Genomic DNA, 11,506 nt, shown 5'->3' with positions numbered 1-11,506 from the left:
GGAATGACATGCGTTACCCTATTATTATTCACCCTGACGAACGCTTAAATAAAAAGACCGAGCCAATCGAATACATCACTGACGAGATTATTACGCTGTTAGACGATATGTATGAAACAATGGTGGCTCACGATGGCATTGGGCTTGCAGCCCCGCAAATTGGTAAGAATTTGCGTATCGCGGTCGTTGAAGTGGAAGAAGGCGATCGCTTTGATTTTATCAACCCTGAAATTATCGAGCGCAAAGGAACTAACATCGATGTCGAGGGATGTCTTTCGATTCCAGAAACCTACGGAACCGTTGAACGCGCTGATGAAGTAACGGTCCGTTATTATGACCGTGAAGGCTCAGAAATGGAAGTCACTGCCTACGGTTATTTAGCTCGAGCGTTTCAACATGAGATCGATCACTTAGAGGGGAAATTGTTTATCGACCAAGTGATCGAAATAATTAAACCAGAAGAATTAGAACGTTATATGGAGGAACATGCCGATGACTAAAATTATATTTATGGGAACACCCGCTTTTTCTGTACCTATTTTAGAGAGCTTGATCGAAGCTGGTTATGAAGTAGCGGCGGTAGTCACACAACCTGACCGCCCCGTTGGACGGAAAAAAATCATCACCCCTACGCCAGTAAAGGAAGCTGCGTTGAAGCATGATTTATTAGTTCTGCAGCCAGAAAAAATCAGCGGTTCACCGGAAATGGAAAAGATCAAAGAATTGTCACCTGATCTACTGATCACAGCTGCTTTCGGACAATTTTTACCTGAGAAGCTATTACAAGTTCCTAGACTAGGAGCAATCAATGTCCATGCGTCATTATTGCCGAAATATCGCGGTGGTGCCCCAGTGCATTATGCGATCATGGAAGGCGAGGCCGAAACCGGTGTAACCATCATGGAAATGATCAAGAAAATGGATGCTGGTGGCATTTTCAGTCAGCAAAAAATCGCAATTACGAAGCAAGATGACGTCGGTACGATGTTTGAAAAACTTAGCCAAGTCGGTAAAGAGCTATTGCTAAAAACATTGCCAAAGATCATCTCTGGTGAATTGAAGCCAACGCCACAAAACGAAGAGGAAGCCACGTTTTCACCAAATATTAGTCGAGAACAAGAAGCGATTGACTGGAAAAAGACCGCGGAAGAAGTCGACAATCAGGTTCGCGGAATGCACCCATGGCCTGTGGCGTTTACGACCTATGAAGGGACACGATGGAAAATTTTCCATACGACCCCATTAGAAGAAACCACTACTGCTGCCCCAGGGACAATTGTTGCTCGTACAAAAAAAGCCCTACATATCGCATGTGGCGAAGGTACGGTACTAGCAATCGACGAGCTACAACCTGCCGGCAAAGCTAAACAAACGATTCAAGCCTTTTTGAATGGTAGCGGACAAGCAGTTACTGAAGGACAGCAGGTGAACTAATGGCAAAAATTCCAAAAAAATTATTACGTTCGGTTCGTTTTACTGCGTTAGAGGCGATTGAACGGATCAATCGCGGCGGGGCCTATTCAAATTTATTGCTGAATGAGCTAATCCAAAAGAATCAAGTCGACGGCAAGGATACAGCACTCTTAACAGAGCTTGTTTATGGTACGATTAGTCGGCAGCTTTTATTAGCGTATGATATTGAACCTTTTATCAAGAAAGCAAAGAAAGTTGATCCTTGGGTTAAAAGCTTATTGCAGTTGTCCATCTATCAAATGCTTTATTTAGATCGTGTTCCTGACCATGCGATTATCAACGAGGCGGTAGAAATCGCTAAGGCCAAAGGAAATCCTGGTACAGGTAAATTCGTCAATGGTGTCTTGCGTTCGTTTCAACGAGAAGGTGCACCTTCGTTAGAATTGATTCAAGTCCCAATTGAACGTCTGGCAACTGAAATCAGTTTGCCTAGATTTCTAACAGAAAAATTCGTGGCAGAAATCGGAGAGGAAGAGACACGTAAATTAGGGTTGTCATTATTAGAACCTAGCCGTGTCAGTGCTCGGATTGATTTACGTTTTTTAACGCGTGCTGAGGCGATTGAAGCTTTAGAAGAAGACGGAATCGAAGCGCGTATCAGCGAACTTTCTCCTTACGGCATTGTCGCGGATAAAGGATTTTTAGCTGGCAGTGAATTGTTTCAAAATGGCTGGCTGACGATTCAAGATGAAAGCTCGATGCTAGTCGCACAGGCGATGCAGATCAAACCAGGTCAAAAAGTATTAGATGCTTGTGCAGCACCAGGAGGAAAGACCACTCATATTGCAGCATTATTGCAGGACGAAGGGTCGGTAACTGCGCTGGATATTCATGAGCATAAATTAAAGCTAGTTCGAGAAAATGCCGAACGTTTACGTGTAGCTGATACCGTGGTGACGAAAAAAATGGACGCTCGTGAGGCGGCAGCGAATTTCGAACCTGAAACTTTTGATCGTATTTTAGTGGATGCGCCTTGTTCAGGCTTAGGCTTAATGCGGAGGAAACCAGATATCAAATATCAGAAACAACCACAAGACTTTGTTCAATTGCCCAAAATTCAACTAGAAATTTTAAAGAATTGCGCTCCCACATTGAAATCTGGTGGGATTATGGTATACAGTACATGTACGATTGCGAAAGAAGAAAATCAAATAGTGGTTGCTGAATTTTTAGCAGCTCACCCAGAATTTGAAAAAATTGAACTAGATTTAGAGATGAAATTACAGCCTGCGATTCATGAACAAATGTTGATTTTATACCCAGAAATGTTTATGACAGACGGCTTCTTTATTTGTGCAATGCGAAAAAAATAGAAAAATGAGGTGGACAAAAAAGATGGAGATTCAATTTCAATCAGACATCGGCAAGCGGCGCAATATGAATCAAGACTATGCAAATGTATTTACCAATCAAGCGGGTATGTATTTGGCGATATTAGCCGATGGCATGGGAGGTCATTTAGCTGGCGATGTTGCTAGCAAAATGGCGGTTGACGGTTTAGGTGCTGCTTGGTCAACCTCAACTATTGATCAGCCAGAAGAAGCGATTCAATGGTTTTCAACTGAAATTCAAAATGTCAATGAAGCAATCTATCAAGAAGGGATCGATCATCCAGAGATGCAAGGAATGGGAACAACGATCGTTAGTACTGCCTTGCTGGATGAGAAATTTGTTTTAGCTCACGTCGGTGACAGTCGAGCGTACTTAATTCAAAACAATCAGCTGAAACAATTGACGGATGACCATTCATTGGTGAACGAGTTATTGAAATCTGGTGAAATTACGGCGGAAATGGCTGCGATTCATCCGCAAAAAAATGTACTGACGCGTTCAGTGGGGATAGCTGGAACAATCCAAACAGATATTTCAGAACATCAATGCCATCAGAACGATTATTTACTATTGTGTTCAGATGGTCTGACTAACATGGTAAGTGAAGAAGGTATTTTAGCAATCGTGGAAAGTGATCAAACATTGGAAGCTAAAGCGAAACAATTGATTAATGCAGCCAATGAGGCTGGTGGTGCGGACAATATTACCGTCTTGCTGATCCATTTTGAAGGGGAGGCTCGTCCATGATCGAAATAGGCAAATTGGTCAATGGACGTTATAAAGTCATCGCTAATATTGGTAGCGGTGGTATGGCAAACGTCTTCTTGGCCCACGATTTGATTTTGGATCGTGATGTTGCCATCAAAATATTACGCTTCGATTTTCAAAATGATCAAACTGCGATTCGTCGTTTTCAACGGGAAGCTTTAGCAGCAACCGAAATGGTTCATCCCAATATTGTTGGTGTTTACGATGTGGATGAAGAAAGCGGTATGCAGTATTTGGTTATGGAATATGTGAAAGGGATGGATTTGAAACGCTATATTCAAATGCACCAACACATTCCTTACGGCAAGATTGTAGATATCATGGAACAAATCCTATCTGCAGTAAGCCTGGCTCATGCGCATGGAATCATCCATCGTGACTTGAAGCCGCAGAATATTTTGATGGATCAGGCAGGCGTGGTAAAAATCGCGGATTTTGGTATCGCGATCGCCTTATCTGAAACCTCTCTAACCCAGACTAATTCTATGTTAGGTTCTGTACATTACCTTTCACCAGAGCAAGCCCGCGGTAGCATGGCGACAAAACAATCAGATATTTATGCTCTGGGGATTATTTTGTATGAAATGATCACTGGCAGCGTGCCTTTTGATGGAGAGTCAGCCGTGACAATCGCATTGAAGCATTTTCAAGACGAAATGCCATCGGTAAAAGGCTTTGATCCTGAAGTGCCGCAAGCGTTAGAGAACATTGTGATGCATGCAACTGCGAAGGAGCCGGCAGATCGTTACAAAACGGCCGAAGAAATGGCGGCGGATCTTTCAACTGCGTTAACATCCGGTCGGGCAAATGAATTGCCGTGGCAACCGACAGTGATGCTGGATGAGACAAAAGTATTGACGCCAATTCAGCCAGAAGACATACAGACTGAAAAACCTAAAGAAGAACAGCCTACACCTGAAGAAAAGCCGAAAAAGAAAAAAGGTAAGAAGCGCTTTATTATCATTTTCTTATTGCTGATGTTGGGAATTGGTGGAGTCGTTGGCTATCTACTGACTAGCTCTGCCGAAATATCGATTCCTCAAGTTGAGAATATGACTGAATCAGAAGCACGAACCGCGTTAAAAAACGCAAAGTTGACTGTTGACAGTAAAACGTCAGAGGTTCCAAGCGATACAATAAAAAAAGGTCACGTTGTTAAGACAAATCCTGAAGCAGGTACTATGATCAAAAAGAGTCGTTCTGTACGATTATTTATCAGCTCAGGTACGAAGAAGGTTACGATAAAAAGCTATAAAGGTCAGACAATCGATGCTGCAACGCAAGAGCTAGTAGACATTGGTTTTTTAGAAAAAAATATTGTTTCGGAAAAAGTCAACGACGACACAGTTCCGCAAGGACAAATTTTGAGTCAAACTCCTCAAAGCGGGACCAAACTTGATCCGAAGGAAGATGAGATTACCTTCAAAGTTTCAGATGGACCTAAAAAAATCAAAATCGGCGATTATTCTCAAATGACCTATGACGATGCTGAACAAAGCCTGTTACAATTAGGAATTACAATAGACCAAATCAAACGGGTAGATGAATATAGTGAGACAATTGAAGCTGGAGAGGTCATCAGTCAAGATCCTGTCAGTGGAACAGGATTGACTTCAAAAGACACTATCACCTTAAAAGTCAGCTCAGGCTCAGAATACGCTACTCTAAATGATTTATCTGGTCAAGATAAAACTACAGCGGAAAGTACGATTTCTGATTTAGGCTTGAAATATTCTGAGCAACAAGAGTTTTCAGATGATGTTGAAAAGGGAAAAGTTATTCGAACAGATCCAGGAGCGGGTTCTATAAAGCTTGGTAGTACTGTGACAGTCTATGTCTCAAAGGGACCAGAAAATGAAGAAACAAGCTTTGATGTGACGATATCTGCTAAATTTACTGGTTCAGGTGATGAACAAGAAAAAATTACTGTCTTACTGAAGGATGCTAAAAAGACAAGCTTGACAGAAGTGATGAATTTTACATTAGATAAGAACAGATTATCAGTATCAGAGCCGGTAACTGCAACTATAACCCAGGGTGGATCAGCCACGATTGAAGTTCGCCGAAATGGGGAAGCCGTAATGACTAAAAATGTTCAAAAAGCAGAAACAATCTCAGTACCATAGAAAAAACCTTTCCTAAATTCTTTAGGAAAGGTTTTTAGGTTATTTGTACTGAAATTAGATTTAAAGTATGCTACAATAAAACTGAAATTGACGGATGCCTGTTCCAATTTTTAAGCAGGATATACTGTGATGAATTTTAGATAAAATGACTCAGACATGTATTAAGATGGTATTCAGCTTGTAGATTGAATTAATTTTTCAAAAGAAAAAGGAGATGAGACGGATCGAAGGACAGATTCGTAAAGCCCTAAGTGGTTTTTATTATGTTGCTAGTGAAGGTGAAATTTACCAAACTCGTGCACGGGGAAACTTTCGTAAAAGAAAATTGACACCCTTAGTTGGTGATGAAGTTGTTTTTAGCAGCGAAGAAAATAGTGAAGGCTATATTCTTGAATTACTACCACGGAAAAATGATTTGGTTCGTCCACCAGTCGCTAACGTTGATCAAGGTGTGATTGTGACCAGCTTAGTGGAGCCTAATTTTTCTTACAATCTATTGGATCGTTTCCTAGTAACTTTGGAAAATAAGTATATTCATCCGATCATCTATTTATCTAAGACAGATTTAGTCGCTGATGAAATGTTGATGGACGAAATCCGTTCAGTTTATGAGCCGCTTGGTTATCCTGTAATTGATGGTGAACAAGATAAGCAGAAGTTGACCAATCTATTTGCGGATAAATTAACTGTTTTTATGGGACAATCAGGAGCTGGAAAGTCAACATTGTTGAATATTGTTTCTCCGGACTTGAATTTAGAAACTGGGGAAATATCTGATTCATTAGGTCGTGGCCGACATACTACTCGTCACGTCGAGCTGTTGGAGTTATTTGATGGTTTAGTAGCTGATACTCCCGGATTCAGTTCGATTGAGTTTTTAGAAATTACAGTTGATGAACTTCCAAAAGAATTTCCAGAATTTCGTGAAGCTGCACCGAATTGCCGTTTCCGTGAGTGTCGTCACGTGAAGGAACCTGGCTGTGAAGTAAAGCATCGTTTAGAAGAAGGAACGATTGCCCAGAGTCGTTACGATAATTATTTGCAGTTTCTACAAGAAATCGAAAAACGTCGACCTATCTACAAAAAAAATAAGTAGTTTTTAAGGAAAAATAAATAAATTAAAAAAAGGAGTAAACGACTATGAAAATTGCCCCATCGATTTTAAGTGCAGATTTTGCACGCTTAGGTGAAGAAGTAAAGATGGTAGAAGATGCAGGTGTTGATTATATTCACATTGATGTGATGGATGGAAACTTTGTACCCAATATTTCTTTTGGACAAGTTGTTGTGAATGCTTTGCGTCCAGTTACAAAATTACCGTTAGATGTTCATTTAATGATCGCTAATCCAGAAAATTACATCAATGATTTTGCGAAAGCTGGAGCGGATATCATTATGGCTCATGCTGAGGCTACACCGCATATTCATCGCGTAGTTCAAATGATTAAGGCTGCAGGTGTAAAACCAGGAGTTGTGTTAAACCCAGGAACCCCAGTTGAATCAATCAAATACATTTTAGGCGATGTTGATCAGATCTTAGTGATGACGGTCAATCCAGGTTTTGGCGGACAGTCATTTATCGAGAGCCAAGTTGAAAAAATTGCAGAATTAGACCAGCTGCGTAAAGAACATGGCTACCATTATGAAATAGAGGTTGATGGTGGCATTCAGCCAGAATCAGCAAGAAAATGTGCAGAAGCCGGTGCGGATGTTTTTGTGGCAGGCTCATACATCTATGACGCAGAAAATCCCCAAGAAAAAATTAATGCGTTACGGGCAGCCATCGACTAATGAAAATTTTACTTGTTGCAGGCGGTGATCCTAATCACTGGCCTGCTTTTTCCAATGATTTTGATAAAATCATTGGAATTGATCGAGGAAATCTATTCCTTTTGCGTCGAGGAATTATTCCTGATTTAGCGATTGGTGATTTTGATTCGTTGAATGAAACTGAAAAAAAAGAAGTATTTAATCAAGTAAATGAAGTGCACACTTCACCTGCTGAAAAGGATGATACCGATACACAATTGGCATTAGTCCGCACCTTTGAACGTTATCCCAAAGCAGATGTAACTTTAATTGGTGCGACAGGAGGACGTTTGGATCATTTATTAGCAAATTTGTGGTTAGGGTTAGAACCAAGGTTTAAACCTTTCTTGTCTCAGATTACAATAGCGGATAAAGGAAATACAGTCAGGTACATTGCTCCAGGGAATCACACTATTGAGAAAGTTCCTTGTATGAAATATTTAGCTTTCTGTTGCTTAACCCCTGTAAAAAAATTGACTCTGAAGAATGTAAAATATGAACTTACGGCTGTTGATTTTATGCAACCAACCAGTTTAGCTAGTAATGAGTTTTTGTTAGGAAATGCTGAAGTAAGTTTTTCTACTGGTCTGATTGCTGTGATACAAAGTAAAGATATTTAGTTGAGGAGTATTGAATCGTTTTTTGAACGAATTCACTACTTCTTTTTTTGTTTATGAGAGATACTAAAATTCTCTAAAATCAATCGTCCAAGCTTTTTAATCCCTTCAGTTAGTGGTAAAATTTGTTCTATATTATAGCGTTCAGAGGTGCCTACGTGAGAAAGTTTAATCCGAATAAGAATATTATTATTATATTAATTGTTGTTATTATTATTGTAGCAACTGTATCGATTACTGCAGCAAATCGTGCGAAGGATAGTGATACAAATATTGTCCAGTCGACCATTAATGATACTATCAGTGTGGTTGATAAAGTTATTACTGCACCAGGACGTTGGCTTGGTAGTGGCGTCACAGCGGTTTCCAATTTGATTAATACGTATGACGAAAATCAAAAACTAAAGAACGAAGTCGATCAATACGATGAGGTTAAGCAGCAGACAAAGAACCAAGCTCAAGAAATCGAACGTTTAAAAAATGAACTTGAGTTGAATCAAACATTAACCAGCTATGAAAAAGTTACGGCTAATGTTATCACCCGTTCTCCTGATACATGGCAAGATATGCTAATCGTTGATAAAGGTAGCAGTGACGGAGTTGAAGGGAATATGGCGGTCATGTCTAAGAAGGGTCTGATTGGTCGAGTAATGGAAGTGAATGCCCATTCATCCAAAATTCAACTGTTAACCTCCGATAACAAAAGCAGCAACCATTTTCCAGTAAGAATAAGTTCAGGGAAAGAAAATTCATTTGGAGTTTTAAGTAAATATGATGTGAAGGCGCAACAATTAATTGCGTCAGAAATTACAGGTGAACAAGATATCAAAGAAGGAGATGTCGTTCAGACTTCTGGGTTGGGAGGAAACTCACCAGCTGATCTAGCCATTGGTACTGTCGTGAAAGTTAAGCCGGACAGTTATGGGCTGAATCGCGAAGTTTACATCAAACCCTATGCACAAATGTATGATATTTCGGTCGTAACGATTATTCAAAGAATGGCGGGAGCGACAGAATGATTAGCAGAACAACTCTAAAATATATTACTCCGTTCTTATTATTTTTCTTATTTTTAATAGATGCCCATGTCACACGAGTTATCGCAGCCTGGACAGACAATATCTATGTTGCAAACGCACATTTAGCATTATTGGTCCTTTTAATTGTCTCGCGTGTTGTTAATGAACGTTTTCTGTTAGGAACCTCGTTAGTCTTGGGAACATTGTACGATCTGTATTATATTGGTGTTATCGGAATTTATGCCGTGATTTTTCCGTTACTTGTCATGGTATTCTATTTTTTCAAAAAAACTATTCAACAGAATATTTTAACGCTATTTTTTACCGTTGTAATCAGTGTAACGCTCTTTGAATTAATCAGTTTATTGCTGCAATCTGTCTTCGGTCTAACAGGGGTCAGCAGCGACTTTTTTGTTCCACGATATTTAGGTCCAACGTTGCTTTTTAATATTCTAACGTTTGTAATTTTAATCTTCCCATTAGAAAAACTTTTGATTGGACCACCGGAGGAAGAGCTTGGTATGTAAGGAATAATCCAATTATTTTGATAAGCGTAAAAAAACAGAAGAATTTTTCTTCTGTTTTTTTGTAGTCGGAATTTGTAACTAAAAAATAGTGAAATGAAATGTTTTTGTAACAAAGCTATTATCTGCATGACATACAGCTGTGGTAAACTCATGAATGTGTTAGAAAAAAAGTCTAATAAAAATCAAAACTTTAAAATTAAACTTAAGAAATAGTCGGAGGACATAAGAGTGAAAAAAAGTTTGTTATCAGCATTAATGGTATGTTCAGTAACATTAAGCGCATTAGCAGCTCCAGCCGCAGCTTCTGCCGATGAATTTGATAGTAAGATTGCTGATCAGGATGCAAAAATTTCAAGTTTACAAGGTCAACAAACCGATGCGCAATCACAAATAAGCGCATTAGAAGGTGAAGTTGCTTCAATTAACGATAAGGCTCAAGGGCTATTAAACGAACAAGAATCTCTAAGACAAAAATCTCAAGAATTGCAAAAACAAATCGAAACGTTGGACAAACGTATCGAAAAACGTTCAGAAGCAATTAAAGAACAAGCACGTGATACACAAGTTAAACAATCTTCAGGTGCTAATGTTATTGACGTAGTATTGAATGCTGAGTCATTCACTGATGCTGTTAGCCGTGTTCAAGCAATGACAACAATCGTTAAGGCGAATAATGATTTAGTTGAACAACAAAAAGCGGATAAAGCAGAAGTTGAACAAAAACAAGCTGAAAATAAAAAGCAACAAGAACAAATTGCTGCTAACCAAGCGACTTTAGAAAGTCAAAAAGGTGATTTGATCGCTAAACAAGCTGATTTAAATGTCCAAACCACAACGTTAGCTGCTGAACAAGCAACAGCTGAAAGCGATAAAGCAAGTTTGAAAGAAAAACAAGAAGCAGCTATCAAAGAACAACAACGTGTTCAAGAAGAAGCTCGTAAAGCTGCGGAAGCACAAGAAGCTGCTAAGAAAGCAGAAGCGGAAGCACAAGAAAAAGCTGATGCAGATGCTAAAGCAGAAGCAGATCGTAAAGCGCAAGAAGAAGCTACAACTAGCACGACTACAACTGAAAGTTCTAGTTCTACTGTAGAATCTTCTTCAACTGAGCAAACTCAATCAAGCACAGTGGATTCTTCAGCAACAGAATCTTCAAATGGAGACAATTTCCAAGGCGGCGGAGCAACACCAACAACGCCTTCTGAATCTGGAACAGAAAATACAAGTTCGAATAATCAAGGTTCGACTTCATCATCAACAAATAACCAAACGCCATCAACACCAGCGCCAACTCCTACACCATCACCGGCTCCAGCTCCATCTGGAAATGGATCAGGCGTAGTTGCAGAAGCTATGAAATATATTGGTACACCGTATGTATGGGGTGGAAAAACACCTGCAGGATTTGACTGCTCTGGCTTTACTTCATACGTGTTCCGTCAAGCTACTGGACGCGAAATCGGCGGCTGGACAGTACCTCAAGAATCAGCTGGAACTCGTATCTCAGTTGGCGAAGCACAAGCAGGAGATTTATACTTCTGGGGTAGCCCTGGTGGAACGTATCATGTTGCTATTGCAATGGGTGGAGGACAATACATCCACGCACCACAACCAGGTGAGACTGTTACAGTAAGTTCTGTAAGTTACTATGCACCAAGCTTTGCGGTTCGTATGTAATCTAATTTAATTAATCGTGACCGGTACGAATTTCGTACCGGTTTTTTTTGTATGTTTGAAAACCACCTGCTGTGCTGGTGGTTCAAAAGAGCTTCCAGCGTGGTATTAAAAAGACCTCCCAAAATTGATAAACTGATGTTGGTTTCCCGACCGCATCACCA

11 protein-coding genes are annotated in these 11,506 nt (G+C 39.9%); all 11 read left to right on the top strand.

Annotated features, from left to right (window positions below; all coding sequences use genetic code 11):
- Positions 1-8 precede the first annotated feature (8 nt).
- The 11 genes from def to KQI58_RS13005 all read left to right on the top strand — a co-directional run bounded on the left by def (position 9) and on the right by KQI58_RS13005 (position 11,345).
- Positions 9-500 (top strand): peptide deformylase, encoded by a 492-nt coding sequence (gene def, locus KQI58_RS13055; RefSeq protein ID WP_216409529.1) that lies wholly within the window; start codon positions 9-11, stop codon positions 498-500.
- Entirely contained in the window at positions 493-1,434 is a 942-nt protein-coding gene (gene fmt / locus KQI58_RS13050) for a methionyl-tRNA formyltransferase (RefSeq protein ID WP_216409528.1), read from the top strand. The genes def and fmt overlap by 8 nt, the downstream gene beginning before the upstream one ends.
- Positions 1,434-2,786 carry a 16S rRNA (cytosine(967)-C(5))-methyltransferase RsmB gene (gene rsmB, locus KQI58_RS13045; RefSeq protein WP_216409527.1) on the top strand — a complete coding sequence of 451 codons (1,353 nt, stop codon included), beginning with the start codon at positions 1,434-1,436 and terminating at the stop codon, positions 2,784-2,786. The genes fmt and rsmB overlap by 1 nt, the downstream gene beginning before the upstream one ends.
- A 22-nt stretch (positions 2,787-2,808) precedes the next feature.
- Entirely contained in the window at positions 2,809-3,552 is a 744-nt protein-coding gene (locus KQI58_RS13040) for a Stp1/IreP family PP2C-type Ser/Thr phosphatase (protein WP_216409526.1), read from the top strand.
- On the top strand, positions 3,549-5,699 hold the full coding sequence (pknB, locus tag KQI58_RS13035; RefSeq protein WP_216409525.1) for a Stk1 family PASTA domain-containing Ser/Thr kinase: 2,151 nt from the start codon (positions 3,549-3,551) through the stop codon (positions 5,697-5,699). The genes KQI58_RS13040 and pknB overlap by 4 nt, the downstream gene beginning before the upstream one ends.
- A 214-nt stretch (positions 5,700-5,913) precedes the next feature.
- The gene (gene rsgA, locus KQI58_RS13030) at positions 5,914-6,795 is read left to right on the top strand and encodes a ribosome small subunit-dependent GTPase A (RefSeq protein ID WP_216409524.1); all 882 of its coding nucleotides are present in this window, start codon (positions 5,914-5,916) and stop codon (positions 6,793-6,795) included.
- Between the two features lie 44 nt (positions 6,796-6,839).
- Positions 6,840-7,490, top strand: a complete 651-nt coding sequence (gene rpe, locus KQI58_RS13025; RefSeq protein WP_216409523.1) for a ribulose-phosphate 3-epimerase — start codon at positions 6,840-6,842, stop codon at positions 7,488-7,490.
- A complete protein-coding gene (locus tag KQI58_RS13020) occupies positions 7,490-8,128 on the top strand; it encodes a thiamine diphosphokinase (protein WP_216409522.1) in 639 nt (212 codons plus the stop codon). The genes rpe and KQI58_RS13020 overlap by 1 nt, the downstream gene beginning before the upstream one ends.
- Before the next feature lie 155 nt (positions 8,129-8,283).
- Positions 8,284-9,144, top strand: coding sequence for a rod shape-determining protein MreC (gene mreC, locus KQI58_RS13015; RefSeq protein ID WP_216409521.1), 861 nt, complete (start codon positions 8,284-8,286; stop codon positions 9,142-9,144).
- Positions 9,141-9,671: a rod shape-determining protein MreD gene (gene mreD, locus KQI58_RS13010; RefSeq protein ID WP_216409520.1), complete on the top strand. Its 531-nt coding sequence runs from the start codon at positions 9,141-9,143 to the stop codon at positions 9,669-9,671. The genes mreC and mreD overlap by 4 nt, the downstream gene beginning before the upstream one ends.
- A 228-nt stretch (positions 9,672-9,899) precedes the next feature.
- Positions 9,900-11,345, top strand: a complete 1,446-nt coding sequence (locus KQI58_RS13005) for a C40 family peptidase (protein WP_216409519.1) — start codon at positions 9,900-9,902, stop codon at positions 11,343-11,345.
- Positions 11,346-11,506 lie beyond the last annotated feature (161 nt).

Origin of the sequence: Enterococcus raffinosus, assembly GCF_018917525.1 — a bacterium.
Classification (GTDB): Bacteria; Bacillota; Bacilli; order Lactobacillales; family Enterococcaceae; genus Enterococcus_A; species Enterococcus_A raffinosus_A.
This window is presented reverse-complemented; position numbering and strand designations above follow the sequence as displayed.

Coding starts and splice junctions, on each gene's coding strand:
- rpe (WP_216409523.1), top strand. CDS start 6,840: ATGAAAATTGCCCCATCGATTTTAAGTGCAGATTTTGCACGCTTAGGT.
- KQI58_RS13040 (WP_216409526.1), top strand. CDS start 2,809: ATGGAGATTCAATTTCAATCAGACATCGGCAAGCGGCGCAATATGAAT.
- pknB (WP_216409525.1), top strand. CDS start 3,549: ATGATCGAAATAGGCAAATTGGTCAATGGACGTTATAAAGTCATCGCT.
- fmt (WP_216409528.1), top strand. CDS start 493: ATGACTAAAATTATATTTATGGGAACACCCGCTTTTTCTGTACCTATT.
- rsgA (WP_216409524.1), top strand. CDS start 5,914: ATGAGACGGATCGAAGGACAGATTCGTAAAGCCCTAAGTGGTTTTTAT.
- def (WP_216409529.1), top strand. CDS start 9: ATGCGTTACCCTATTATTATTCACCCTGACGAACGCTTAAATAAAAAG.
- mreD (WP_216409520.1), top strand. CDS start 9,141: ATGATTAGCAGAACAACTCTAAAATATATTACTCCGTTCTTATTATTT.
- rsmB (WP_216409527.1), top strand. CDS start 1,434: ATGGCAAAAATTCCAAAAAAATTATTACGTTCGGTTCGTTTTACTGCG.
- KQI58_RS13020 (WP_216409522.1), top strand. CDS start 7,490: ATGAAAATTTTACTTGTTGCAGGCGGTGATCCTAATCACTGGCCTGCT.